The following is a 24,724-nucleotide window of genomic DNA, read 5'->3' on the forward strand; positions in this document are numbered from 1 at the left end:
GGAAAGGGATTGGCCGACCGGCACTAACGGGCAGGAAGGTCAACACGACCCGAGGAGGTGGCCCAAGAGGTGTCCAGGGCGAGAACGGCCCGCCGGATCGCGGCGGGGGCAGCGTACGGCGGGGGCGGACTCGGGCTGGTCGGAGTGGCCGCGGTGGGGCTGGTGCTGGCGGAGGTGCAGTTCGCCAAGCGGACGGTGGGCACGGGCCTGCCGGACCCGCCGCGCGCGGACGGCCTCTACGGGAGCGAGTTCGGCGGGCCGGAGCTGAGCCCGGGGCCGCTGCGGATGGCGATGCTGGGCGACTCGACGGCGGCCGGCCTGGGCGTACGGCGGGCCCGCCAGACCCCGGGGGCCCTGCTCGCGTCGGGGCTGGCGGCGGTGGCGGAGCGGCCGGTCGAGCTGCGGAACGTGGCGCTGTCGGGGGCGATGTCGGACGACCTGGACCGCCAGGTGTCGCTGCTGCTGGACGCGGACGGGCCGGCGCCGCACGTGTCCGTGATCATCATCGGGGCGAACGACGTGACCCGCCGGATGCCGCCGACGCAGTCGGTGCGGCTCCTGACGGCCGCCGTCCGGCGGCTGCGGCTGGCGGGGTCGGAGGTGGTGGTCGGCACCTGTCCCGACCTGGGCACGATCGAGCCGGTGTACCAGCCGCTGCGCTGGATGGCCCGGCGGGTCTCACGCCAGCTGGCGGCCGCGCAGACCATCGGGGTGGTCGCGCTGGGGGCGCGGACGGTCTCGATGGGGGACATGCTGGGCCCGGAGTTCGCGGCGAACCCGCGGGAGATGTTCGGCCCGGACTCCTACCACCCCTCGGCGGAGGGCTACGCGACGGCGGCGATGGCCGTCCTGCCGACGCTGTGCGCGGCGCTGGGCGTGTGGCCGGAGTCGGACCGCCTGGACGTCTCCCGCAACGAGGACCTGCTCCCGGTGGCCAAGGCCGCCTCGGCGGCGGCGGGCGAACCGGGCACGGAGGTCACCCCGGCCCGAGGCCCGTGGGCCCTCCTCAAACACCGCCGCCGCCGACGCCTCCCGACGGACGCCACCCCGGAACCGGCGACGCCGTCTGGGCCGTCGGCGCCGTGAGGGAGGCGGGGTCGGGGTCGGGTGGCTCCCGCCCGGGCGGGGGTGAAGGGCCGGGCGGGACGGGTGGGGGCCGGGACCCTCTTGAGCGGTCTCAGAGATCGGTTGGGCTTTCCCGTCAGTCTCATCGTCCTTCCGTGTCGGGCCGGCCTGTCAAGGGCGCTCCTTCGTCGCGTCGCTGCGCGATGGCCTTCGGCCACCCTTGACAGACCGTCCCGACACGGAAAAACGAAGACTGCCGGGAAACCCCCAAAGAAACGGGACGGATGTACCTGAGACATCCGGCCGGATCAGGGACCTTTCGGGGTGGTCGGGGGCCGGCAGACATCCCATTCGGCCCCGACAGTCGCATTCGGGGACGAGCCACGCGTCAGATCGCTACGCGCTCCTCCCGGCTTAGCGTCTGCCGTCCGTCTGGGCTCGCTGCCTGCGCCTAAGGACGATCAGGGCGGCATCCGGGCTCCCCGGCGCGCCAGATCGCTACGCGCTTCTCTTTTCTCGGCGTCCAGGGGTGGTCGTGGGCTGGGATGCCCTGCCACTCATCGTCTGGTGCGGTCAGAAAGCCAAGACGGCCGCCAGACGCCGATATGAGCGAAGCGCGTAGCGATCTGAGGCGCCGGAGGGCCCGGATGTCGTCCTGATCGTCCTTTGGTGCGGGTATCAGCCCCAGACGGCCGCCGGACGCTGGGACATGAGGAGCGCGTAGCGATCAGGCGCGCCCTCCGGCCCCGGATGACGACTCCGTCGTCCCCGGGCGACGGCAGCGACCCCAGACGGGCGGCGGACGCTAAGCCGGGAGGAGCGCGTAGCGATCTGACGCGTAGGTCGTCCCCGCTTGCGCTCGCGACGGGGCCGGATGCCCGGTCTGCCGACCCCCGACCACCCCGACGGGTCGCTGATCCGGCCGCATGCCCATTGATCCACCGTCCCGTTTCTTTGGGGGTTTCCCGGCAGTCTTCGTTTTTCCGTGGCGGGACGGTCTGTCAAGGGTGGCCGAAGGCCATCGCGCAGCGACGCGACGAAGGAGCGCCCTTGACAGGCCGGCCCGACACGGAAGGACGATGAGACTGACGGGAAAGCCCCAACCGATCTGTGAGACCGCCCCGCCGGGGCCCCGCCCACCCCCCACCCCGCCTCCAAGCGACGGGCATCACACCACCGCCCCGGTGACCTCGACCGTACGGGGCGGTAACTTCGCTTGCGGTCCCGCAACGACGCACGCAGACCCCTGCGCACACCCCTTGGAGTCCCGATGCCCGAAGCCGTCATCGTTTCCACCGCCCGCTCCCCCATCGGGCGCGCCGGCAAGGGGTCCCTCAAGGACGTCCGGCCGGACGACCTGACCGCCACGATCATCCAGGCCGCCCTCGCCAAGGTTCCCGAGCTGGACCCGCGCCAGATCGACGACCTGATGCTCGGCTGCGGCCTCCCCGGCGGGGAGCAGGGCCACAACCTGGCCCGTATCGTCGCCGTGCAGATGGGCATGGACTACCTGCCCGGCACCACGATCACCCGCTACTGTTCCTCCTCCCTCCAGACCTCCCGCATGGCGCTGCACGCCATCAAGGCCGGCGAGGGCGACGTCTTCATCTCCGCCGGTGTCGAGACGGTGTCGCGGTTCGTCAACGGGTCCTCCGACGGGATGCCCGGCACGCACAACCCGCTGTTCGCCGACGCGGAGGCCCGTACGGCCGCCGTCGCGCAGAGCGAGGGCAGCGGCTGGCACGACCCGCGCGAGGATGGTCTGATCCCGGACGCGTACATCTCGATGGGGCAGACCGCCGAGAACCTGGCCCGTCTCAAGGGCGTGACCCGCCGGGACATGGACGAGTTCGGCGTGCGTTCGCAGAACCTCGCCGAGGAAGCCATCAAGAACGGCTTCTGGGCCCGCGAGATCACCCCGGTGACCACCCCGGACGGCACGGTCGTCAGCAAGGACGACGGCCCGCGCGCCGGCGTCACCCTGGAGGGCGTGGAGGGCCTCAAGCCGGTCTTCCGCCCCGACGGCCTGGTCACGGCCGGCAACTGCTGCCCGCTGAACGACGGCGCGGCCGCGCTCGTCATCATGAGCGACACCAAGGCCCGGGAGCTGGGCCTGACCCCGCTGGCGCGGATCGTGTCCACCGGTGTGACCGCCCTGTCCCCCGAGATCATGGGCCTGGGTCCGGTCGAGGCGTCGAAGCAGGCGCTGAAGCGGGCCGGGCTGACCGTCGGCGACATCGACCTGTTCGAGATCAACGAGGCCTTCGCCGCGCAGGTCATCCCCTCCTACCGGGACCTGGAGATCCCGCTGGAGAAGCTGAACGTCAACGGCGGCGCCATCGCCGTCGGTCACCCGTTCGGGATGACCGGTGCCCGGATCACCGGCACCCTGATCAACAGCCTGCAGTTCCACGACAAGCAGTTCGGTCTGGAGACCATGTGCGTGGGTGGCGGCCAGGGCATGGCCATGGTCATCGAGCGCCTCAGCTGAGACCCGGGCCACACAGCGGAGAGTAGGGGGTTCGGTACCGCTCCAGCCGGGCCCCCAGCTCCCGCAAGGGATCCTCTAGATCCATACGGTGTACTGACATCAGGTCTAATCCCGTCGCGGCCGACCTGTGACCGAATCTCCCCCAGGATGTGACCTTTGTCCTGGGGGATCGGCATTTGCCCAGGTCAGACGCGATCGCCTCAGGGCCTCAAGGACGAAAGACCTGTCCAATTCATGACGTAATGCACTGCACGCCATTCCCAGCACAGGACAAGCTGATGTAGGAAGTCGGGGGATCGAATCAATCAGGAGTTAGTCAGTGAGCGCCATGTCTCTTGCCCTGCTGCTGACCACGGCCGCTGCCACGGCCGTGGGCGCTGCTGCGCTGCACGCCGTACACGGACTGCGCAAGCAGGTGTCGGCCCTGCGCGATGAGCTCGCCGTGCCGGCCCACGCCCGCGGCGCGGGCGTCCCGCACGCCCGCAGCGCCGTGGAGTCCCCCGCCGCCGAGATACGAGCCGCCGTGGCCGCCGCCCTCGCCGAGGAGCGCGAGCGCGAGCTGGCCGAGGCGCGGGCCTTCTGGGCCGCGCAGGAGGCCCGTGACGCCGCCGACGCCTCCCCCCGCTTCGCGGGGGAGGCCCCTACGAGCCTGCTGGGCGGGCTGCCGGGCCTGGGCGAGGACGGCCCCGTCTTCCTGCCCCGGCAGGCGGACCTGGTCGGCCTGGAGCCCGTGCTGGGCGACGACCTCGCCGACGAGTACCCGGAGTACGCCGAGGATTCCGCCGAGCTGGCCGCGGCCCGCCGGCGCCACCCCTCGCACCCCGACTTCGTCCCGGTCCAGCCGCACCCCGGCGCCGACCACGAGCGCACGGTCAGCCGCCTGGAGGAGCTCGCGGAGGCCCGTACGGCCCTCGCGGACGTCCGTCCCGGCCCGCTGGGCACCCTGGACGTGTACGTCTTCACGGACGGCACCACGCTGTGCATGACCCCGGGCCACCGGGAGACGGCGGAGCGCCTCGCCGAGGCGCTGCGTTCGGGCACGGCCCCGGTCCTGCTGGGCGGCTCGGGCATCTCCGGCGCCTACGCGCTGACCTTCTCCTGCGGTGACGCCGAGGACCCCGACAGCAACGTCTACATCCTCGCGGACCGCGTCATCGCATCGCTCTGACTTCCGCCCGCTCCACCAGCGCCACGGCCTCGTCCAGCACCTCGGACGGGGCCTTCGCGCTTCCCGGACCCGCCGCGGCCGCGCGCAGTGCCTCGGCCAGGTCCTGCCCGGCCACCGTCACCTGGTCCCCGACGACGAAGACGCCCTCGTCGGGCATCACGCGCGCCGGAGCCGCCCCCGAGGGGTCCTCCAGCCGCTGTGCCGTCGCGGCCAGCTCGCGGGCCAGCTCCAGGGCCTCGGCGGCGGCTCCCCGCTGGAGCCGGCTCTGCGGGGCGGACCGCAGCCGGTCGGCGAAACGTTCCACGGCGGCGGTCAGGGGCGAGGTATCGAGCACCCGGCCGACCTTACGCGCCGCCCGGGCACCATTGCCAACGGGCGAACTCTCCGGCACGGTGCAATGAAGAGAACAGCACGGCGATACCCCCGGAGGCGCCCATGTCCGTTGAGTTCTCCGAACAGACCCACCGCAACATGATCGACAGAATCCCCCAGACCACCGGTCGTGAGATCTCCGACTGGCTCCGGACCGTCGACGAGGGCCCCTCCCTCCTCCGGTTCGAGGAGAAGGTCAACTGGCTGCTCGGCGCGCACGACCTGTCGCACGGCCAGGCGAAGGCGATCGTCCACGAATACGGGCTGCGCAGAGCGGCCCGCCGGTTCGGCTGAACCCCGGCCCCCTTGCCCCGTACGCCCCCGAGATGCGGGAAGGCCCCGCGAGCGTCGCTCGCGGGGCCTTCCCCCTGCCTGCGGACCGCGGACCGCGGCCGGTACGACTAGTCGTCGCCGGAGAGGATCTGGAACAGGCGCAGCAGCTCCAGGTAGATCCACACCAGGGTCATGGTGAGGCCGAAGGCGGCCAGCCAGGCCTCCTCGCGCGGGGCGCCGTAGGTGACGCCGTCCTCGACCTGCTTGAAGTCCATGGCGAGGAAGCAGGCGCCGAGGACCACGCCGACGATGCCGAAGACGATCCCGAGCGGGCCGCTGCGGAAGCCGAGGCCGTCACCACCGCCGAACAGCATGAACAGCGAGTTCGCCAGCATCAGCAGGACGAAGCCGAGGGCCGCGGCCATCACGAAGCCGGTGAAGCGCCGCGTGACGCGGATCCAGCGCATCTTGTACGCCACCAGCACGGCGGCGAACACGCACATCGTGCCGAGCACGGCCTGGATGACCACGCCCGGGCTGAGGTAGTAGCTGGTCGCCGCGGAGATGACGCCGAGGAAGAAGCCCTCGAAGGCCGCGTAGGCGAGGATGATGCCCGGGGACGGCTTGCGCTTGAAGCTCTGGACCATCGCGAGGACGAAGGCGACGAGCGCCGCGCCGCCGGCGATGAAGTACGACTTGTTGAGGTTCGCCGGGTCGACCGGCAGGGCGACCCAGGCGACCGCCGCGGTGATGATCAGGACGCCGAGCGTCATGGCCGTACGGCTCACGACGTCGTCGATCGTCATGGTGGTGCCGCGGGCCGGGGCGGCCGGCATGCCGGTGTTGGGGTCGACGGCGTAAGGATTCGTCGCGTACGGGTTGGTCGCGGTCCCGGCCTGCGCGTACTGCGCGTCGAAGCCCGCGTAGCCGCCGTTGTCGCGGCTGAACCCCCGTCGCGAGAAGACCGGGTTGCTGCTCCTCATCTCACTCCTCCATGGCCACGGAGCGCGGCCTTGCGTCAAGGGTAATGCGTTCGCAAAGAAAGCACCCTACTACTGGAGGAGGATCTTAGGAGAAGGCGCGGCGGATCGCCGGGGATGTCGGAAGGGGCCCCGCGAGTGGTGCACGGGGCCGTCGCGCAGGCGCGGAAGTGCCCGGAGCCGGACTTGAACCGGCACGGCCCGAGGGCCAGCGAGGTTTAAGCTCGCCGTGTCTGCATTCCACCATCCGGGCAGGGCGCAGCGGGCCCCGTGGTAAAAGCCTTGAACGCTGCGGTGAGCCTATCCGGAAGACCCCGTCCGCCAGCGGCCCGTCTATCCGATGTTGTCTGATTTTATTGGCGATTGAGTGGGCGTCAGGACCGATAAGTCACGGTCGGCAGCGCTGAGGACGACGCTGTGCCCCGCCTCGCAAATGACGTGATTTCGCTGCCCCGCGCCACCCCGGGCCACCCCCGCCCCCCGGCCCGTCCTCAGGGCTCCCGTCATACCAGAGGAGGAGACGACCGGCACCCCGGTCAGACTCCAGTGGGCCGTCGAACGGGCACCTCGGCTGATCCCCCGGGGGTAAGGCCGCGGTGAGGATGGAAGGGTCCCGCCACCGCGCAGCAGCACCGCCCGACAGGAGTCCCCGTGACCGCCATGAACTACGCCCCGCAGCACACCGCCCAGGCCGTGGCCGCCCGTGCCACGCAGCTCTCCAAGGTGTACGGCCAGGGCGAGACGCAGGTGGTCGCGCTGGACAACGTCTCCGTGGACTTCGGCCGGGGCCAGTTCACCGCGATCATGGGCCCCTCCGGCTCCGGCAAGTCGACGCTGATGCACTGCGTCGCCGGCCTGGACACCTTCTCCGGCGGCTCGGTCCGCATCGGCGACACCGAGCTCGCCACCCTCAAGGACAAGCAGCTGACCCAGCTGCGCCGCGACAAGATCGGCTTCATCTTCCAGGCGTTCAACCTGCTGCCGACCCTGACCGCCCTGGAGAACATCACCCTCCCCATGGACATCGCCGGCCGCAAGCCCGACAAGCAGTGGCTGGACACCGTGGTGGACATGGTCGGCCTCTCCGGCCGCCTCTCCCACCGCCCCACGCAGCTCTCCGGCGGCCAGCAGCAGCGCGTGGCGGTCGCCCGCGCCCTCGGCGCCCGCCCCGAGATCATCTTCGGCGACGAGCCCACCGGAAACCTCGACTCCCGCTCCGGCGCCGAGGTCCTCGGCTTCCTGCGCAACTCGGTGCGCGAGCTCGGCCAGACCGTCGTGATGGTCACCCACGACGCGGTCGCCGCCGCCTACGCGGACCGCGTCATCTTCCTCGCCGACGGCCGCATCGTCGACGAGATGTACGCGCCCACCGCGGACGGCGTTCTCGACCGGATGAAGGCCTTCGACGCCAAGGGCCGCACCAGCTGATCGGTCACTGATCACCGAAGCCACGAACAGACTTCCAGCCCAGGACTGATAACCCCATGTTCCGTACCGCCCTGCGCAACGTCCTCGCGCACAAGGCCAGGCTGCTGATGACGGTCCTCGCCGTCACCCTCGGCGTCGCCTTCGTCTCCGGCACCCTCGTCTTCACCGACACCATGAGCAAGGCCCTCTCCGGCCAGTCGGCCAAGAGCTACGACGGCATAGCCGTCTCCGTCACCTCGTGGGGCCCCTCCCGCAACGAGGACGGCCAGAAGGAGGGCGAGCCCGGCATCGACCAGCAGACCCTGGACAAGGTCAAGGCCGTCAAGGGCGTCGACTCCGTCTCCGGCCGGGTCTCCGGCTTCGCCGGCGTCGGCGACGAGAACGGCCGGCTGATCGGCTCCGGCTGGGCCAACAAGGGCTCCAACTACGCCCCCGTCAAGGACGGCAAGGACCCCCGCTACACCTTCACCGACGGCGCCGGCCCCGCCAAGGACGACCAGATCGCCCTCGACAGGGAGTCCGCGGCCAAGGGCGGCTACAAGACCGGCGACAAGGTCCGCGTCGCCACCAACGGCCCGGTCAGGGAGTTCACCCTCACCGGCGTGTTCACCACCGAGGACGGCGCCGTCAACGCCGGCGGCAGCCTCGTCCTGTTCGACACCAAGGTCGCCCAGGAGCTCTACCTCCAGCCCGGCTTCTACGACGAGCTCGCCGTCGCCGCCAAGGCCGGCACCTCCGCCGACCAGCTGCTCTCCGACATCAAGCCGCTGCTCGACGGCAAGCACACCAAGGCCCAGACCGGCAAGGCGCTCGCCGCCCAGCAGGCCAAGGACATCGAGAAGCAGATGAGCAGCTTCAGCACCGGGCTGCTCGCCTTCGCCGGCATCTCCCTCTTCGTCGGCGTCTTCCTGATCTACAACACCTTCACCATGCTGGTCGCCCAGCGCACCAGGGAACTGGCCCTGCTGCGGGCCGTCGGCGCCAAGCGCGGCCAGGTCATGCGCTCCGTGCTCGCCGAGGCCCTGGTCATCGGCGCCACCTCCGCCGCGATCGGCTTCGCGGCCGGCATCGGCCTGGCGGTCGGCATGCGCTCCGTGATGGACACCCTCGGCGCCAAGATCCCCGACGGCGCCCTGGTCATCGCCCCGGGCACGGTCGTCGCCGCCCTGCTCATCGGCGTCGTCGTCACCACCGTCGCCGCCCTGCTGCCGGCCTGGCGCACCGGGCGGATCGCCCCGGTCGCCGCCATGGGCAGCGCCCACCTCCCGGCCACCGCGAAGTCCCTGGTCGTGCGCAACGTCCTCGGCTCGCTCATCAGCCTCGCGGGCATCGGCGTCGTCTTCCTCGGCGTGTCCATGGGCGGCGACGGCCGCATGGTCATCGGCGCCGGCGCCGGCCTGATGCTCATCGGCATGATCGTGCTGCTGCCGCTGCTGTCCCGGCCGGTCATCGGCGCCGTCCGCCCGCTCCTGCAGAAGGTGTTCGGCGTCCCCGGCAAGCTGGCCGCGCAGAACGCCGTCCGCAACCCGCGCCGCACCGCCGTGACCGCCGCCTCCCTGGCCATCGGCCTCACCCTGGTCACCACCCTGTCGGTGCTGGGCATCACCCTGGGCACCGCCGTCGACCGGATGAGCACCGACAAGCTGAAGGCGGACTACAAGGTCTCCATGGCCGGCGGCATGGGCGGCCTGGACAAGTCCGTGGCCGAGACCCTCGCCAAGGCCCCTGGCATCAAGGCGGTCTCCCCGCAGGCCGACGGCTACTTCAAGATCGGCGACAGCTTCCGCTCCGCCTCCGGCGTCAACCCGGCCACCATCGGCGAACTGCTCAACATCGACGTCACGGCCGGCTCGCTGGCCTCCCTCGGCAAGGGCGAGGTCGCCGTCGCCGAGAGCACCGCGAAGAAGCAGAACCTCACCGTCGGCTCCACCGTCCAGGCGCAATTCGAGGACGGCCAGAAGACCACCCTGAAGATCGGCGCCGTCTACAAGGACCTGGAGGGCCTGCTGTCCCCGTACGTCCTGGACAACAAGGTCCTGAGCGCGCACACCGACCAGCAGAACGTCCGCGAGGTCTACGTCAACGCCACCGCCGGCGACTCCAAGGCCGGCCAGCAGGCCGTCGTCGACGCCCTCGGCAGGAACCCTGCGATGGCCGTCGCCACCCGGCAGGACATGCGCAACGAGATGGGCGGCATCATCAACACGATGCTGAACATCATGTACGGCCTGCTCGGCATGGCGCTGATCATCTCGGTGCTCGGCGTGGTCAACACCCTCGCCATGTCCGTCTTCGAGCGGACCCAGGAGATCGGCATGCTGCGGGCCATCGGCCTCGACCGCGCCCGGGTCAAGAACATGATCCGCCTGGAGTCCGTGGTGATCTCGCTCTTCGGCGCCGTCCTCGGCATGGGCATCGGCCTCTTCCTGGCCTGGGCCGTGGGCAGCACCCTCACCAAGTCGGTGCCGAACTACGAGCTGATCCTCCCCTACGGCCGGCTCGGGATCTTCCTCCTGCTGGCCGGCGCCGTCGGTGTCCTGGCCGCCATGTGGCCGGCCCGCAGCGCCGCCCGGCTGAACATGCTGACCGCCATCAAGACCGAGTAGTCCGGGGCGGGAGCAGGAACGCGAAGGGCCCCGGGGCGACACGCCCCGGGGCCCTTCCGCGCTGGGGGCGTACGGGGCTACGCGCCGCCCCAGACCCGGGAGCGCAGCGGCATCCGGGAGAGCCCGCGGCCGGCCGGCTTCACCGCCAGGACCTGGTTGACCCCGAGCCGGGCGTGCTCGAAGCCCAGCGCGGACGCCGCCATGTAGAGCAGCCAGACGCGGGCGCGGCCGGGCGAGGTGAGCCGTACGGCCTCGTCCCAGTGCTCCTCCAGCCGCGCCACCCAGGCCCGCAGGGTCAGCGCGTAGTGCTCGCGCAGCGCCTCCACGTCGCGGACCTCGAAGCCGGCCTTCTCCAGCTCGCCGACGGTGGAGCCGACCGGGGAGAGCTCCCCGTCGGGGAAGACGTAGGCGTCTATGAACTCGTCGATCTCGTACGCCGCTTCGTCGGGCTCCGGGGGCCGGCCGATCTGGTGGTTGAGCAGGCGGCCGCCGGGGGCCAGCAGGGCGTGCAGGATCCCGGCGTACTCGCGGTAGCGCTCGGAGCCCACGTGCTCGGCCATGCCGATCGAGGAAATCGCGTCGTACGGGCCGTCCTTGACGTCCCGGTAGTCCTGGACGCGGACCTCGATCCGGTCGGTCAGGCCCTCCTCGGCGATCCGCTTGCGGGCGTAGGCGGCCTGCTCGGTGGAGAGCGTGATGCCGGTGACCTGGACCCCGTACTCGCGGGCGGCGTGCAGGGCCATGGAGCCCCAGCCGCAGCCGACCTCCAGGAGCCGCTGGCCGGGCTTCAGGGCGAGCTTGCGGCAGACCAGGTCCAGCTTGTCGCGCTGGGCGTCCTCCAGGGTGCCGCCCTCGGTCCAGTAGGCGCAGGAGTACACCATCGAGGGGCCGAGGACGTGCTCGTAGAACGCGTTGCCCACGTCGTAGTGGTGGCTGATGGCGTGCCGGTCGCGGCCCTTGGAGTGGCGGATCCCGCCCTGGCGGGCGGCCTCCTCCGGGGGCGGCGCGGGCCGGGTCCACGGGCGGGCCAGGGCCACGAGCTCCCGTACGGCGGCACGGGTCGCCGGGTCGCGCAGCAGGGCGGCCGTGCCGACGGCGCCGGAGGCGCGCGCGGGCAGGTGAGGGCGCAGTGCGGCGAGTTTGGCCAGGCCGGAGCGGGGGCTGCGGGCGGGTGCGGGCGCGGCGGCGGGCTCGCGCTCCCAGATCAGGCCGGCCACCTTGTCCAGCGCGTCGAAGAGGTCGCCGTCGATGGCCAGGTCCCCGGCCACCCAGGCGCGGGCGAGGCCGAGTTCGCCGGGCTTCCACAGCATGTGGCGCAGGGCGCGCCGGTTGTTCAGCACCAGTGCGGGACCGGCGGCGGGGCCGGCCTCACTGCCGTCCCAGGCGCGTATGCGGACGGGCAGGGGGGCGCCCAGCAGGGTTTCGGCAAGGGCTGCCAGCCGCGGCGCGGCTTCGGTCATCGAGGCACCTCCAAGGTGGTCCGACCCACCGGCCTACCCACAACGGCTCGGCGCCATTCGCCGCCGAATCACACCTGGACCGCACCTTGAGCGCACCTTGACCCTGCCGTGCGCCGGGGCTCGCGCGCCGGTGCCGGGCCCGGCCCCGGACCCGGGCCCGGCACGCGGGTACGCGGGTACGCCGGTACGCGGGTACGCCGAAGGGGCCGCCCGCACCACGGATGGCGGGCGGCCCCTTCGGGGTCGTGCTCAGGGACCAGGCGTCGGTGCCGGGGTCAGGAGGCCTTGGCCTTCTCGGCCGGGGCAGCGGCGGCGGCCGGAGCCGGCGCCGGCTTGGCGGCCTCGTAGAACTCCTCGCGCGGGGTTTCGAGGGCGCCGAGGGCGACGACCTCACGCTTGAGGAACATGCCGAGGGTCCAGTCCGCGAAGACGCGGATCTTGCGGTTCCAGGTCGGCATGGCCATGCCGTGGTAGCCACGGTGCATGTACCAGGCGAGACGGCCCTTGAGCTTGATCTTCATCTTGCCCATGACGATCATCGCCACGCCCTTGTGGAGGCCGAGGCCCGCCACCGCACCCTTGTTGGAGTGCTCGTACTCCTTCTGCGGGAAGCCCCGCATGCCGGAGACCACGTTGTCGCCGAGGACCTTGGCCTGGCGCAGCGCGTGCTGGGCGTTCGGCGGGCACCAGGCGTTCTCGACGCCGGCCTTGCGGGAGGCGACGTCCGGGACCTGGGCGTTGTCGCCGGCGGCCCAGATGTAGTCGGTGCCCTGGACCTGGAGGGTGGGGGCGGTGTCCACGTGGCCGCGCGGGCCGAGCGGCAGGCCGTAGCGGGCCAGCGCCGGGTTCGGCTTGACGCCCGCGGTCCACACGATGGTGTTGGAGTCGACCTCGAGGCCGTTCTTCAGGACCACGTGGCCGTCCACGCAGGAGTCCATGGAGGTGCTGAGGTAGATCTCGATGCCGCGCGACTCCAGGTGCTCCTTGCCCCAGGTGCCGAGCTTGGGCCCCACCTCGGGAAGGATCTTGTCGGCCGCGTCGACCAGGATGAAGCGCATGTCCTCGCGCTTGATCGTGGTGTAGTACTTCGCGGCGTCGCGGGCCATGTCCTCGACCTCGCCGATCGTCTCGGCGCCGGCGAAGCCGCCACCGACGAAGACGAAGGTCAGAGCCTTGCGGCGGACGTTCTCGTCCGTCGTGGACTCGGCCTTGTCGAGCTGTTCGAGGACGTGGTTGCGCAGGCCGATGCCCTCCTCGACGCCCTTCATGCCGATGCCCTGTTCGGCCAGGCCGGGGATCGGGAAGGTGCGCGAGACGGCGCCGAGCGCGATCACCAGGTAGTCGAAGGGCAGCTCGTACGCCTCGCCGACGAGCGGCGTGACGACGGCGACCTTGCGGTCCTGGTCGATGGTGGTGACCCGGCCGGTGAGAACCTCAGCCTTGGGCAGCACGCGTCGCAGCGGGACGACGACGTGCCGAGGCGAGATGCTGCCTGCGGCCACTTCGGGGAGGAAGGGCTGGTAGGTCATGTACGAGCGCGGGTCGACGACCGTGACGGTCGCCTCGCCGTAGCGCATCTTCTTCATGATGCGCTTGGCTGCGTACAGGCCTACGTACCCACCTCCTACAACGAGGATCCTGGGACGCTCCGTGGTGCTCATGAGATGAGTATCCAGCACCCCAAGGGGTGATGCTCGTGAGCCCCTTCACAAGGAGCTGGGAGACCTCTGCTACACTGCGCGCCCCGCGTGACCCAGATCATGGCGCGCAACGGGAACCACGGTGTCACGGGATTCGTTGTTCACCCGCCCTGAACTGGCCTCCAAGGCCTCAACCGGACTGGACCACCGGGTTTCGTCCTTACCTCTGATACGAAACCCGCAGCGTCCGCGCATCGCACAAACAGGTGCTGAAACGGCCCTGCAACCCTCGAGAACCCGTCGAACGACCCTCTTGTTGACCCGGAGGGCCTTTTTTCCTTGTGAAGAACTTCACGAACTTGGTACGGGGGAGGGCCTTTTCGGCCTCTCCACAGGCCCCGCACTGCTCCCGCACTGCTCCCGCCCCGGGCGTCCTCCCCCGCCCCACCAGCCACTCATCGGGCGGAACCCGATATTCGGCCACAGCTCCGCACGACAACCGCCGCAGGAACGCCCTCGAACGACTGGAGGGGGCGCCCGGACCCGGACCCCCCCTCCCACCGCCGCGAGGGCGGACCGCTCAGGCCACGGACCAGGCGATGCCGTCCAGGATGTCGTGCTCGGAGACCACGACCTCGGCGGCGCCGACGCGCTCCATGATCGCGAGCAGCACGAGGGCCCCGGCGCCGATCACGTCGACCCGCCCCGGGTGCATCACCGGGATCGCCGAGCGCTCGGCGTGGGTGGCCGTCAGCATGCGCCCGCTGATCTCGCGGACCTGCTCGTAGGAGATCCGGGAGTGGTGGATCCGCTCGGACCGGTACTCCGGCAGGTCCAGGGCGATCGCGGCGACCGTGGTCACCGACCCCGCCAGGCCCACCAGGGTGCGGGCCTCGCCCAGCGGGACCGTCTCGGCGGCCAGGTCCAGCGCCGCCTCGATGTCGGCGCGCATGGCGGCGATCTGCCCGGCGGTCGGCGGGTCGGTGACCTCGCCGTCCACCACCAGGTGCCGCTCGGTCATCCGCACGCAGCCCACGTCGACCGAGCGGGCGGCACGCACGTGCTCCTCGCCGACGACGAACTCGGTCGAGCCGCCGCCGATGTCCACCACCAGGAAGGGCCGCTCCAGGGCCGTGGAGCCGGTGAGCTCCTTGGTGGCGCCGGTGAAGGAGAACTCGGCCTCCTGATCGCCGGAGATCACCTCGGGCTCCACGCCCAGGATGTCCAGCACGCCCCGGACGAAGTCCTCACGGTTCTCGGCGTCGCGCGAGGCCGAGGTGGCCACGAAGCGGACCCGCTCGGCGCCCAGCTCCTTGATCACGGCGGCGTACTCGCGGCAGGCCGCGAAGGTGCGCTCCAGCGCCTCCGGGGCCAGCCGGCCGGTCTTGTCCACGCCCTGGCCGAGCCGGACGATGGTCATCCGGCGGTCGAGCTCGACGAGCTCGCCGGTGGCCGGGTCGCAGTCGGCGACGAGGAGGCGGATGGAGTTCGTACCGCAGTCGATGCCGGCGACCCGGGTCATGCGGACTCCTCTTCCTTCGCCTTCTCGCCGCACGGGGTGACGCAGGCGCCCTTGGCCCACCACTCCGGCAGCATCGCCAGGGCCTCGTCGCCGAACGGGTTCACCCCGGGGCCGGCGGCGAGGGAGTGGCCGACCAGCACGTGCAGGCACTTCACCCGGTCCGGCATGCCGCCGGCGCTCGGGAAGCCCTGGAGCACCTCGATGGCGTCGCGCCGCCGGATGTAGTCCTCGTGCGCCTTCTGGTAGGCGGCGGCGAGCTCCGGGTCCTCGGCGAGGCGGGCCTGCATCTCCTTCATCACGCCGTTGGCCTCCAGCGTGCCGATCGCGGAGGCCGCGCGCGGGCAGGTGAGGTAGTACAGCGTCGGGAAGGGGGTGCCGTCGGGGAGGCGCGGGGCGGTCTCGACGACGTCCGGCTGGCCGCAGGGGCAGCGGTGCGCGATGGCGCGCAGCCCGCGCGGCGGGCGCCCGAGCTGCTGCTCGAACGCCTCGATGTCGGCGGCGGTCGGCTCGGTCCGGTCGGTCTGGGGCGGGGGCGTCTGCATGCCTGGAGGAAGTCTCTTCGTTCGGTCGTGGGTGACGGTCGTGTCGGGTGGTGCGGTCGCGCGGCGCGGTCGCGGTGGCGCGGTCGCGGTGGTTCAGTCGCCGGGGCGGTCGGCCTTGTCGACCCCGTCCCAGACGTTGGAGTACCAGGGGCGGTCGGATCCGCCCTGGCCGCTCCGGCGGTGCTCCGCTGCCGCGGCCCCGGGGTCGGTCATGATGTAGCCGATCTCCCCCGGGCGCAGGAAGTGCAGGTGTCTGCGCGCCTGCTGCTCCGCGTAGGCGGGGTCCTGCCAGCGCGCCTTCTCGTCGCGGAGCTGCTCCAGGCGCTTGCGCGCGGTGGCGGCGGCCCGCTGCTGGTCCGCGATCTCCGAGCGCTGGGACACGTACTGGCGCATCGGGTACGCGAGGGCGACGACCAGCGTACAGAGGACGAGCACCAGCAGCGCCGCCCGGCCGGTGAGCCGGCTGCGGCGCACCTGCCGGCGGGACTGCGAGCGGTAGACGTGGGCCGCGGTCCGCTCGCCGAGCTGCCGGAGCCTGGTCGCCGTGGAGAAGGTGGAGAACCGATCCCGGTTCCCGGCCATTGGTCCGCCTCCCCTGGTGCGCGCTACGCAATACGTCCCCGCACACGGTACGGGACCGAGTGCGGGGACGTAGGGAGGCTAGGCGAGGACTCAGCCCTTGAAGCGCGGGAAGGCGCTGCGCCCGGCGTACACCGCGGCGTCGTCGAGGATCTCCTCGATGCGCAGCAGCTGGTTGTACTTGGCGACGCGGTCCGAGCGGGCCGGGGCGCCGGTCTTGATCTGACCGCAGTTCACGGCGACGGCGAGGTCGGCGATGGTGACGTCCTCGGTCTCGCCGGAGCGGTGGGACATCATGCACTTGAAGCCGTTGCGCTGGGCCATCTCGACGGCGTCGAGGGTCTCGGTCAGCGAACCGATCTGGTTCACCTTGACGAGCAGGGCGTTCGCGGAGCCCTCCTCGATACCGCGGGCCAGGCGCTCCGGGTTGGTGACGAAGAGGTCGTCGCCGACGATCTGGACCTTGGAGCCCAGGCGGTCGGTGACGGTCTTCCAGCCGGCCCAGTCGTCCTCGAACAGCGGGTCCTCGATGGAGACCAGCGGGTACGCGGAGACGAGCTCCTCGTAGTACTCGGTCATCTCGGCGGCCGAGCGGGACTGGCCCTCGAACTCGTACTTGCCGTCCTTGTAGAACTCGGACGCGGCGACGTCGAGCGCGAGCGCGATGTCCTTGCCCGGGGTGTAGCCGGCCTGCTTGATGGCCTCGATGATGAGGTCGAGCGCGGCGCGGTTGGACTCCAGGTTCGGGGCGAAGCCGCCCTCGTCGCCCAGGCCGGTGGACAGGCCCTTGGTGTGGAGGACCTTCTTGAGGGTGTGGTAGACCTCGGCACCCCAGCGCAGGGCCTCGGAGAAGGACTCCGCGCCGATCGGCGCGATCATGAACTCCTGGATGTCGACGTTGGAGTCCGCGTGCGAACCGCCGTTGAGGATGTTCATCATCGGAACGGGCAGCAGGTGCGCGTTCGGGCCGCCGAGGTAGCGGAAGAGCGGGAGGTCGGAGGCCTCGGACGCGGCGTGCGCGACGGCGAGGGAGACGCCGAGGATGGCGTTGGCGCCGAGGGAGCCCTTGTTCTCGGTGGCGTCCAGGTCGATCATCGCCTGGTCGATCAGGCGCTGCTCGGTGGCGTCGTAGCCGACGAGCTCCGGGCCGAGCTGCTCGATGACGGCCAGGACGGCCTTCTCGACGCCCTTGCCCAGGTAGCGGTTGGGGTCGCCGTCGCGGAGCTCAACGGCTTCGAACGCTCCGGTGGAGGCGCCGGACGGAACTGCAGCACGGCCGGTGCTGCCGTCGTCGAGGCCCACCTCGACCTCGACCGTGGGGTTGCCTCGGGAGTCCAGGATTTCCCGGGCTACGACGACGTCGATGGACGGCACGAGCATCTCCTTCTGGGATGTGACGCTGGGTGTGCGGTGGCGTGGGGCCTGGGACGGCCTCGCCGACTAGAGCCTAACCGGCTCCGGGCGGTCGGCCAGCCGCCGCCCGGGTCCTGGGACGAAAAAGGGGCCGAATACCCGCCTTCCAGGACATAGAGCCCTGGAATATCGGGGGCCGACCCCGGACATGGCGACGCCCGGCGCGCAAGGGGCTGCGCGCCGGGCGTCGGTGCCACGGGCAGCGGCGGGATGCCGCTGGGGTGTTACGCGGGAATTCAGCTGAGCTTCAGCTTCTGGCCCGGGAAGATCAGGTCGGCGTCCTTGACGACGTCCTTGTTCAGGTCGAACAGCTTCTCCCAGCCGCCCTTGACGCCGTTGGCCTGGGCGATGGTGCCGAGGGTGTCGCCCTCCGCGACCGTGTACGAGCCGTTGCCGGTCGCCGGGGTCTCGGTCTTCGGGGCGGACGGCTTCGACGGGGCCGGCTTGGACGGGGTCCAGTTGCCGGAGCCGGAGCCGGTGCTCTTGGTCTCGGTGTCGGTGTCGGCCTTCGGGGCGGAAGGCTTCGCCGGGGCGGGCTTGGCCGGGGCCGGCTTGGTCTCCGGCTTCGGCTTGGCCGGGGTGGTGGTCGAGCCGCCGCCGTTGTAGGCGGAGTTGGACAGGCCGACGCCGCAGGACGGCCAGGCGCCCTTGCCCTGGCCCTTGAGGACCTTCTCGGCGATGGCTATCTGCTGCGACTTGCTGGCCTGGTTGGCCTGGGAGGCGTACGCCTTGCCGCCGTACGCGGCCCACGTGGACGCGGAGAACTGGAGGCCGCCGTAGTAACCGTTGCCGGTGTTGATGGACCAGTTGCCGCCGGACTCGCACGAGGCGACCTTGTCCCACTCCGAGACGGTCGCGGCGCTGGCGGAGCCGGCCGCCATCAGCGGGGCGGCGACGGCCACACCGGCGACACCGGCGAGCGTGACGATACGGACGGCCTTGGAGCCGCGGCGGTGCTTGCCCTTGCCGGAAAGCAGCATGGAGTTCTCCTCACCGACGCCTTCGAGGTGAGCTGTCGGGTTCGGGCGGATGAGTTGCCCGGCCGCGCAGTTGCGCGTCTTCACCCCTAGCCGGTACGCGGGCCGTCTCTCAACGGCCTTTCCCGGCAACTACCTTGGTTCCCCCGCTCCTGCCAACGGCGCTTGCGCGACGACTGTTCCCTCCGGCCGCCGGCAGGATTCGGCGATGCGGTCGAAGGAGCCCGCGGTGGCGGGCGACTCAGAAGGTAGGCAGGTCTCTCCCCGATGTTCAACGTGTGATTTTGGGGAGAAACCGGCCTACTTGCGTTCCTCGGAAGCGCGTTTGCGCAGGTCGGGGCGGGGTTTGCGGAAGTTCCGGAACGAGACACGCCAGTTGTCCGGAAGAGATGCATGTCTCACTTGCCGATAACGGACATTCAGCCCGTAATGGCTGCCCGAACTACCCCTATTTCTTGGTTAGATCCAGGTTCTGACCGGGCTTGATGAGGTCCGCGTCCGTCCCGATGACCTGCTCGTTGGCCTTGTAGAGGGCGCTCCAGCCGCCCTTGAGGCCGTTGGCGTCCGCGATGGCCGCCAGGTTGTCGCCCGGCTTCACGGTGTACGTGGGCTCGGCGGCCGCTGACGCCGTGCCAGGGGCCGCGGGCACCTCGATCGCGGCGGGGCCGCGGTGCTTGCCGCCACCGTCGGCGGCCGCGGTGGGCGACGGGGAGGGCGTGGCGCCCGGGGTGGCCGGGGCCGTCGGGTCGACCGGGGCGGTGGGGGTGGCCGTGGCCGGATTGGCCGGGTTGCCCTGGTTGTTGGAGTTGCCCTGGTTGCCCTGGTTGCCCTGGTTGCCCTGGCCGTTCGGGTTGCCCTGGTTGCTCTGGTTGCCCTGGTTGTTCGAGTTGTTCTGGTTGCCCGGGTTCGTCGGGTCGGTGGTCGGGGAGGTGGGGCCGGTGGTCGGGGTGGTGGGCACGGAGTAGTCCGGCTCTGGCATGACGGGCAGTCCGCTGGAGGCTCCCAGCGGGAAGTCGGGCAGGACGCCCGCAGCCGGGGCGCCGGGTGCCGGGGTGGGCGCCCCGAAGTCCGTGGAGGCACCGCCCTTGCCCGTGGCGGGCACCGAGAAGTCCGGCCGGACCGGGGTGGCGCCGACCGGCCCGGGGGTCTTGGAGGTTCCCGTGTCCACGTCCGGCTTCGGCCCGTTCTTCGACAGCCCGGCCGACGCCGAGCACAGCGGCCACGCCTCGGGGCCCTGGGACTCCAGCACCCGCTCGGCCACCGCTATCTGCTGCGAGCGGCTCGCGAGGTCGGGGCGCTCGGCGTACTCCAGTCCGCCCGCGCTCTTCCACTGCTCCAGGGTGAACTGCAGGCCGCCGTAGGCTCCGCTGCCGGAGTTGGCGCTCCACGTGCCGCCGCTCTCGCAGTCGGCGACCTTGTCCCACGTCGTGGTGTCGGCCGCGCTCGCGCCCGTGGCGGCGAGCAGCGGCAGGGCCAGCGCTGAGCCGGTGACTCCGGCGGTGACGACGATGGCGGGGACCTGACGGGGTCGTCTGTGGCGGCCGTTCCCGGGAAGCATGAGCCTGCACCTTTCGTATAACGGCGGGGTAACGGCAGAACCTAGCCGCCTTCGAACGGATGTCACAAGTTCGGCCGAGTACTGAATTCCGGTCAGTTCCGCCGCCCCCGCCGGGCTTCGCACCCGCCTCAGGCGTTCGGGACTGTGAAGCGGACGGGGAGGGTGCGCAGGCCCCGCATGATGAGTCCGCCGCGCCAGCGCAGGTCCGTGGGGGGAACGGCAAGTTCCAGATCCGGCAGACGCTTCAGCAAAGTCGCGAGCGCCGTCTGGCCCTCCAGGCGGGCCAGCGGGGCGCCGAGGCAATAGTGGATCCCGTGGCCGTATCCGAGGTGCTGATTGTCACTCCGGGAGAGGTCGAGGGCGTCGGGGTCCGCGAAGCGCGCGGGGTCGCGGTCGGCCGCCGCGAGGACGACGAGCACCGGGTCGCCGGCGGCGATGTCCTGCCCGCCGAGGGTCAGCGGCCGGGTGGCGAACCGCCAGGTGGCCAGCTCCACCGGGCCGTCGTAGCGCAGCAGCTCCTCGATACCGGTCTCCAGCAGGCCGGTCTCGCCCGCGGCGAGGGAGTCCTGGAGGAGGGCGCGCTGAGCGGGGTTCATGAAGAGGGAGTGGAGGCCGTTGCCGATGAGGTTCACGGTCGTCTCGAAGCCGGCGAACAGCAGGATGAAGGCCATCGCCGTGGCCTCGGCCTCCGTCAGGTGGTCGCCGTGGTCACTCGCCCGGATCAGGTCGGAGATGAGGTCATCGCCCAGATCGTCCCGCTTGCGGTGGATCAGTTCCCCGAGATAGGTGCGCATCCGCTTCACCGACCGGGCGACCCCGCCGCGCGGACCGCCGCCGTGCCGGATCATCATCCCGGCCCAGTCGCGGAAGTCGTCCTGGTCCTCGCGCGGTACACCGAGCATCTCGCAGATGGCGTAGATGGGGAGGGGGAACGCGAACTCGTGGATGAGGTCCGTCTCCCCCTTCCGCTCGGCCCCCGCCTTTTCCACGATGGCGTCGATGAGGTGGTCGGTGAGCTCCTGCACCCGCGGGGTGAACTCCGCGACGCGCCGCGGGGTGAAGGCCTTCGACACCAGCCGGCGCAACCGGGTGTGGTCCGGCGGGTCGATGTTGAGCAGGTGGGTCATCAGCTCCGCCTTGCGCTCCCCGGGGATCCCGGTCTTGCCCTTGGCGTGCGCCGGTTCCGCGTGGTGCGCCGGGTTCTTGCTCAGCCGCTGGTCGGCGAGGGCCTGGCGGGCATCGGCGTAGCGGGTCACCAGCCAGGCCTCGACGCCGCTGGGCAGCGTGGCGCGGTGCACCGGGGAGTGCTCGCGCAGCCAGGCGTAGGCGGGGTAGGGGTCGGTGGCGAACTCCCAGCCGAAGAGGGCCGGTGCCTCGGGGACGGAAGGGGCGGACGGGGTGTCGGGGGTCTGCTCGTGCACCCGTCGACGGTATCCCGGGCCACTACCGGACATCCCTTATGCCTGCTTCGTCGCGGCTGTCCGCAGATCCGCCTTCACTTGACGGCGGCTTGTCGGACATTCCTACTTCGGTCCTGTGGACGTGAGGATCTTGAAGAGCAGTTTCGCGGTGGTGGAGAGACGGGCCGAGCACGCGGTCAAGTTCTTCTACTCCCACCTCTTCTGGCACAACCCCGGGCTCCGCCGGCTGTTCCCCTCCTCCCCCGAGGACATGGAACGCCAGCGCGACCGGCTCTTCGCCGCACTCACCCATGTCGTCTCCCATCTGGAGGACGACTCCCTCCTCCCCTATCTCCAGGACCTCGGCCGCGACCACCGCAAGTACCTGGCCGGCCCCGAGCACTACGCCGCCGTCGGCGCCAGCCTGCTCGCCGCCCTCGCCGCGACCTCCGGTGACGCCTGGACCCCGGACGTGGAGAAGGCCTGGTGCGAGGCCTACCAGGTGATGGCCGACGCGATGGGGGCCGGCGCCGCCGCGAGCCAGGACCCGCCCTGGTGGGACGCCGAGGTCGTGCGCCACCTCCAGTACGGCGAGGACATCGGCGTCCTCACCCTGGCACCGCACGCCCCGCTCCCGTACCGGCCCGGCCAGTACGTCAGCGTGAGCAGCGAACGGGTGCCGACGACCTGGCGCACGTACTCCCTCGCCAACGCACCCCGCCCCGACCACACCGTCGACCTGCACGTCAGCCGGATCGAGGGCGGCCGGCTCAGCACCGCCCTGGTCCGCGAGGTCCAGCTCGGCGAGGCGCTGCGGCTCGGCGCCCCCGGCGGGCGGCTGACGCTGCGCCGCGCGGACCGGCCCGTCACCTTCATCGCCGCCGGCACCGGCTGGGCCCCCGTCCGCGCGATGCTGGAGGAGCTCGCGGACCACCCTCCCGATCAGGACGTACGGCTCTTCCTGGCCGCCCGCGACGCCGCGCACCTCTACGACCGCCCGTGGATCGACGCGTACGCCGCCGCCTTCCGCTGGCTCGGCGTCACCTACATCACCCCCGCCCCCGGCCAGCACCGCGACCAGGCCACCGCCCGGCTGGCGACCGCGCTCGGCAACCGGGCCCTGTGGCCGGAGCAGGACGTCTACCTGAGCGGGCCGCCGGTGTTCATGGAGGAGACCGCCCTCCTGCTGGAGGAGCTCGGGGCCCGGCCCGACCGGCTCTTCCACGACGCCGTCCCGGTCCCGAGCGCCGCTCGCGGCGGCCGGCCGCTGGGCTTCGGCGAGTGGTTCCTGCACCGCCCGGCCCCGCACTGGCACAACCCGGCGGACCGCGCGCCGCGCGGCTAATGCCTCTGCGCCGCCCGGAGGCATGTGCCGGCAGGCGACCAGCCGCACCCCGCGCGACTCCTGCCCCCCGCCGGCAGACGGCATGGGGCGCGGACGCCCGGCCCACACGGCGCGGCTAATGCTTTGAGGGCGGAGGGAAGCATTAGCCGCCCACCGTGCGGAGCTTCTGAACCGCCGGGCTACTCCCCGACGCCCTCCGCCGCCCGGATCGCGTCCCGGTAGACCCGGGCCGCCGCCCGCAGCGCCGTCTCCGGGTCGGTCCCCGCCGCCTCCGCGCGCGCCGCGAGCGCCAGCAGCTCGTACCCGATGCCCTCACCCCGCGGCAGCTCCACGGGAACCCCGCCCGCACGGGCCCGGCCCGCGAGCTTCGCCGCGAGCGCCAGCCCGGGCTGGCCCAGCGGGATCCCGTCGGTGACCGACTCCCGCCGCTTCTCGACCGCCTTGGTCGCCTGCCAGTGGGCGCTGACGTCCTCCGGGGACTCGGCCGTGGCGTCCCCGAAGACATGGGGATGGCGGCGGATCAGCTTGTCGACCAGGTCGCCGGCGACGTCGTCGACGGAGAAGGCCTCCGCCTCCTCGCCTTCCTCCCCCGCCACGCCCTCCTCGGCGATCCGCGCGTGGAAGACCACCTGGAGCAGCACGTCGCCGAGCTCCTCGCGCAGCGCGTCCCGGTCGCCGTCCTCGATCGCCTCGACCAGCTCGTACGCCTCCTCGATGGCGTACTTCACCAGCCCCTCGTGCGTCTGGCGGGAGGTCCACGGGCACTCGCGGCGCACCCGGTCCATCACCTGCACCAGATCGAGCAGCCGCGCGCCCGGCAGGTCGTACGACCCCGGCAGCAGCTCCAGGTCCGGCATGGCCACCCGGCCCGAGCCGGCGAGCCGGGCCAGACCGTCGGTCAGCCGCTGGTCGCCCTCCCCGGACGGGATGACCACGATGGTGCGGCCGCCGGCGCAGGCATCGACGAGGGCGTGCGCGTCGGCGGCCTCGTGCGCCACCTCCACCCCGGCTTCGCGCAGGTACGGCAGCTGCGGGTGGCCCGGGTCCGCGCACAGCACCCGGTCCGCCGCGCGCAGGGCCTGCCAGGCCGGCCAGGACAGCAGCCCGGGCGCGACCCGGTGGCTGACGGTCAGCAGGACGATCCGACCGGCGTCCTCGGCGGAGGCGTCGGCGGTCACGGGGGCGGGTTCGGCGGTGTGGTCGGTCACCCTCCGAACCTACCTCCGCCCACGACCGTCAGGCTCCGGCGGGTGCCGCCTGCTCGGGCATCGTCTTCTGGGTGATCCACGGGGTCTGCTGGTCGCCGAGCAGGATCTGCTTCTCGTCCCAGCGGCCGTAGCGCGGGTTCACCTCGATGTGGAGGGCCTTCGCCGCCTCCCCGAGCTTGACCAGGGCCTTGTCCTGGTTGCCGTAGTGCGCGAAGAGCTTGTCGCGCAGCAGCTTGAAGCGGGTGTCGGCGTCGATCTGGTCCGGGGCCAGCTGCGCCTGCTCCAGCGCCGCCGCGGCCAGCGCCTTCTCCCCGCCGACCTGCTGGAGCTGCGCCTTGCGGACGTCCTCGACCTCCTTGGTGCTCACGCTCAGCCCGGCGTCGTCCGCCGCCTGCTCCAGCACCGCGGTCTGGATCATCTTGTTGAGCTTGAGCCGCTCCAGTCCGGCGGTGGCCCCGATCAGCCGCGCCCCCTGCTCGGAGCGGTTCTGTGCGGTGCGCACGTCGTTGACCTGCGCCTGGAGCGCGGAAGTGGTGATGCGCTCGCCGCCGACGACGGCCGCGGTACCGGGACGGGTCCCGCCCGAACAGGCGGCCAGCAGGGGGGCCGCCGCGAGCAGGGCGACGGATACGGAGAGCGCTGTGCGACGGTGCAAAGGAGCCTCCAGGGCCGGGGGATTGTGCGTCGGTGCACAAGG

General features: G+C 71.5%; 20 protein-coding genes, 1 tRNA gene and 1 riboswitch. Of the genes, 7 read left to right on the forward strand and 14 right to left on the reverse strand.

The annotated features are described in order from the left end of the window. Positions 1-69 precede the first annotated feature (69 nt). From ACZ5NJ_RS33360 to ACZ5NJ_RS33370, 3 genes are all read left to right on the forward strand, one after another. The gene (locus ACZ5NJ_RS33360; RefSeq protein ID WP_468769941.1) at positions 70-1,086 is read left to right on the forward strand and encodes an SGNH/GDSL hydrolase family protein; all 1,017 of its coding nucleotides are present in this window, start codon (positions 70-72) and stop codon (positions 1,084-1,086) included. A 1,249-nt stretch (positions 1,087-2,335) separates the two neighbouring features. Then, positions 2,336-3,556 carry an acetyl-CoA C-acetyltransferase gene (locus ACZ5NJ_RS33365; RefSeq protein WP_468769943.1) on the forward strand — a complete coding sequence of 407 codons (1,221 nt, stop codon included), beginning with the start codon at positions 2,336-2,338 and terminating at the stop codon, positions 3,554-3,556. Positions 3,557-3,884: 328 nt separating this feature from the next. Next, positions 3,885-4,724 (forward strand): hypothetical protein, encoded by an 840-nt coding sequence (locus ACZ5NJ_RS33370; protein WP_468769987.1) that lies wholly within the window; start codon positions 3,885-3,887, stop codon positions 4,722-4,724. Here the strand turns inward: ACZ5NJ_RS33370 and ACZ5NJ_RS33375 are convergent. Further along, positions 4,708-5,058, reverse strand: a complete 351-nt coding sequence (locus tag ACZ5NJ_RS33375; protein WP_468769944.1) for a hypothetical protein — start codon at positions 5,056-5,058, stop codon at positions 4,708-4,710. The two genes, ACZ5NJ_RS33370 and ACZ5NJ_RS33375, sit on opposite strands and share 17 nt — an antisense overlap. 101 nt (positions 5,059-5,159) lie before the next feature. Here ACZ5NJ_RS33375 and ACZ5NJ_RS33380 point away from each other — a divergent pair, with 101 nt between their 5' ends. Further along, positions 5,160-5,390, forward strand: a complete 231-nt coding sequence (locus tag ACZ5NJ_RS33380; RefSeq protein ID WP_079427578.1) for a DUF4287 domain-containing protein — start codon at positions 5,160-5,162, stop codon at positions 5,388-5,390. A 107-nt stretch (positions 5,391-5,497) separates the two neighbouring features. Here ACZ5NJ_RS33380 and ACZ5NJ_RS33385 read toward each other — a convergent pair whose 3' ends face one another. Then, the gene (locus ACZ5NJ_RS33385; protein ID WP_468769946.1) at positions 5,498-6,352 is read right to left on the reverse strand and encodes a Bax inhibitor-1/YccA family protein; all 855 of its coding nucleotides are present in this window, start codon (positions 6,350-6,352) and stop codon (positions 5,498-5,500) included. A 168-nt stretch (positions 6,353-6,520) separates the two neighbouring features. Further along, positions 6,521-6,602, reverse strand: a tRNA-Leu gene (locus ACZ5NJ_RS33390). A gap of 407 nt (positions 6,603-7,009) precedes the next feature. On the opposite strand from ACZ5NJ_RS33390, the gene ACZ5NJ_RS33395 reads away from it, so the two are divergent. Both ACZ5NJ_RS33395 and ACZ5NJ_RS33400 read left to right on the forward strand, forming a co-directional pair. After that, entirely contained in the window at positions 7,010-7,777 is a 768-nt protein-coding gene (locus ACZ5NJ_RS33395) for an ABC transporter ATP-binding protein (RefSeq protein WP_468769989.1), read from the forward strand. A gap of 56 nt (positions 7,778-7,833) precedes the next feature. Then, complete coding sequence (locus ACZ5NJ_RS33400; protein ID WP_468769948.1) at positions 7,834-10,383, forward strand: ABC transporter permease; 2,550 nt, start codon at positions 7,834-7,836, stop codon at positions 10,381-10,383. A gap of 77 nt (positions 10,384-10,460) precedes the next feature. On the opposite strand, the gene ACZ5NJ_RS33405 is transcribed toward ACZ5NJ_RS33400, so the two are convergent. The 9 genes from ACZ5NJ_RS33405 to ACZ5NJ_RS33445 all read right to left on the reverse strand — a co-directional run bounded on the left by ACZ5NJ_RS33405 (position 10,461) and on the right by ACZ5NJ_RS33445 (position 21,495). After that, positions 10,461-11,843, reverse strand: coding sequence for a class I SAM-dependent methyltransferase (locus ACZ5NJ_RS33405; RefSeq protein ID WP_468769949.1), 1,383 nt, complete (start codon positions 11,841-11,843; stop codon positions 10,461-10,463). Positions 11,844-12,118: 275 nt separating this feature from the next. Continuing rightward, on the reverse strand, positions 12,119-13,504 hold the full coding sequence (locus tag ACZ5NJ_RS33410) for an NAD(P)/FAD-dependent oxidoreductase (protein ID WP_468769950.1): 1,386 nt from the start codon (positions 13,502-13,504) through the stop codon (positions 12,119-12,121). 559 nt (positions 13,505-14,063) lie between these two features. After that, positions 14,064-15,005 carry a Ppx/GppA phosphatase family protein gene (locus ACZ5NJ_RS33415; protein ID WP_468769951.1) on the reverse strand — a complete coding sequence of 314 codons (942 nt, stop codon included), beginning with the start codon at positions 15,003-15,005 and terminating at the stop codon, positions 14,064-14,066. Next, positions 15,002-15,547, reverse strand: coding sequence for a DUF501 domain-containing protein (locus ACZ5NJ_RS33420; protein ID WP_468769952.1), 546 nt, complete (start codon positions 15,545-15,547; stop codon positions 15,002-15,004). Before ACZ5NJ_RS33420 ends, ACZ5NJ_RS33415 begins: the two co-directional genes overlap by 4 nt. 93 nt (positions 15,548-15,640) lie before the next feature. Then, complete coding sequence (locus tag ACZ5NJ_RS33425; RefSeq protein ID WP_468769953.1) at positions 15,641-16,129, reverse strand: FtsB family cell division protein; 489 nt, start codon at positions 16,127-16,129, stop codon at positions 15,641-15,643. Positions 16,130-16,219: 90 nt separating this feature from the next. Further along, positions 16,220-17,506, reverse strand: a complete 1,287-nt coding sequence (eno, locus tag ACZ5NJ_RS33430) for a phosphopyruvate hydratase (protein WP_468769954.1) — start codon at positions 17,504-17,506, stop codon at positions 16,220-16,222. 269 nt (positions 17,507-17,775) lie between these two features. Continuing rightward, positions 17,776-18,519, reverse strand: coding sequence for a transglycosylase family protein (locus tag ACZ5NJ_RS33435; protein WP_468769956.1), 744 nt, complete (start codon positions 18,517-18,519; stop codon positions 17,776-17,778). A gap of 2 nt (positions 18,520-18,521) precedes the next feature. Further along, positions 18,522-18,690, reverse strand: a riboswitch (cyclic di-AMP (ydaO/yuaA leader). A gap of 274 nt (positions 18,691-18,964) precedes the next feature. Further along, entirely contained in the window at positions 18,965-20,074 is a 1,110-nt protein-coding gene (locus ACZ5NJ_RS33440) for a transglycosylase family protein (RefSeq protein WP_468769958.1), read from the reverse strand. Positions 20,075-20,202: 128 nt separating this feature from the next. Continuing rightward, on the reverse strand, positions 20,203-21,495 hold the full coding sequence (locus ACZ5NJ_RS33445) for a cytochrome P450 family protein (protein ID WP_468769960.1): 1,293 nt from the start codon (positions 21,493-21,495) through the stop codon (positions 20,203-20,205). Between the two features lie 121 nt (positions 21,496-21,616). On the opposite strand from ACZ5NJ_RS33445, the gene ACZ5NJ_RS33450 reads away from it, so the two are divergent. Next, positions 21,617-22,819: a globin domain-containing protein gene (locus ACZ5NJ_RS33450; protein ID WP_468769961.1), complete on the forward strand. Its 1,203-nt coding sequence runs from the start codon at positions 21,617-21,619 to the stop codon at positions 22,817-22,819. A gap of 179 nt (positions 22,820-22,998) precedes the next feature. On the opposite strand, the gene ACZ5NJ_RS33455 is transcribed toward ACZ5NJ_RS33450, so the two are convergent. Together ACZ5NJ_RS33455 and ACZ5NJ_RS33460 are read right to left on the reverse strand one after the other, a co-directional pair. Beyond that, a complete protein-coding gene (locus tag ACZ5NJ_RS33455) occupies positions 22,999-24,027 on the reverse strand; it encodes a nucleoside triphosphate pyrophosphohydrolase (protein WP_468769962.1) in 1,029 nt (342 codons plus the stop codon). 28 nt (positions 24,028-24,055) lie between these two features. After that, on the reverse strand, positions 24,056-24,682 hold the full coding sequence (locus tag ACZ5NJ_RS33460) for a SurA N-terminal domain-containing protein (protein WP_468769963.1): 627 nt from the start codon (positions 24,680-24,682) through the stop codon (positions 24,056-24,058). Positions 24,683-24,724: the final 42 nt, after the last annotated feature.

Source organism: Streptomyces sp. NPDC032091, assembly GCF_055580265.1.

What these genes read in the sequence shown, in the direction of transcription:
- ACZ5NJ_RS33400 (WP_468769948.1), top strand. Translation starts at nt 7,834, where the DNA reads ATGTTCCGTACCGCCCTGCGCAACGTCCTCGCGCACAAGGCCAGGCTG.
- ACZ5NJ_RS33370 (WP_468769987.1), top strand. Translation starts at nt 3,885, where the DNA reads ATGTCTCTTGCCCTGCTGCTGACCACGGCCGCTGCCACGGCCGTGGGC.
- ACZ5NJ_RS33395 (WP_468769989.1), top strand. Translation starts at nt 7,010, where the DNA reads ATGAACTACGCCCCGCAGCACACCGCCCAGGCCGTGGCCGCCCGTGCC.
- ACZ5NJ_RS33415 (WP_468769951.1), bottom strand. Translation starts at nt 15,005, where the DNA reads ATGACCCGGGTCGCCGGCATCGACTGCGGTACGAACTCCATCCGCCTC.
- eno (WP_468769954.1), bottom strand. Translation starts at nt 17,506, where the DNA reads ATGCTCGTGCCGTCCATCGACGTCGTCGTAGCCCGGGAAATCCTGGAC.
- ACZ5NJ_RS33405 (WP_468769949.1), bottom strand. Translation starts at nt 11,843, where the DNA reads ATGACCGAAGCCGCGCCGCGGCTGGCAGCCCTTGCCGAAACCCTGCTG.
- ACZ5NJ_RS33380 (WP_079427578.1), top strand. Translation starts at nt 5,160, where the DNA reads ATGTCCGTTGAGTTCTCCGAACAGACCCACCGCAACATGATCGACAGA.
- ACZ5NJ_RS33410 (WP_468769950.1), bottom strand. Translation starts at nt 13,504, where the DNA reads ATGAGCACCACGGAGCGTCCCAGGATCCTCGTTGTAGGAGGTGGGTAC.
- ACZ5NJ_RS33420 (WP_468769952.1), bottom strand. Translation starts at nt 15,547, where the DNA reads ATGCAGACGCCCCCGCCCCAGACCGACCGGACCGAGCCGACCGCCGCC.
- ACZ5NJ_RS33365 (WP_468769943.1), top strand. Translation starts at nt 2,336, where the DNA reads ATGCCCGAAGCCGTCATCGTTTCCACCGCCCGCTCCCCCATCGGGCGC.
- ACZ5NJ_RS33440 (WP_468769958.1), bottom strand. Translation starts at nt 20,074, where the DNA reads ATGCTTCCCGGGAACGGCCGCCACAGACGACCCCGTCAGGTCCCCGCC.
- ACZ5NJ_RS33385 (WP_468769946.1), bottom strand. Translation starts at nt 6,352, where the DNA reads ATGAGGAGCAGCAACCCGGTCTTCTCGCGACGGGGGTTCAGCCGCGAC.
- ACZ5NJ_RS33435 (WP_468769956.1), bottom strand. Translation starts at nt 18,519, where the DNA reads ATGCTGCTTTCCGGCAAGGGCAAGCACCGCCGCGGCTCCAAGGCCGTC.
- ACZ5NJ_RS33425 (WP_468769953.1), bottom strand. Translation starts at nt 16,129, where the DNA reads ATGGCCGGGAACCGGGATCGGTTCTCCACCTTCTCCACGGCGACCAGG.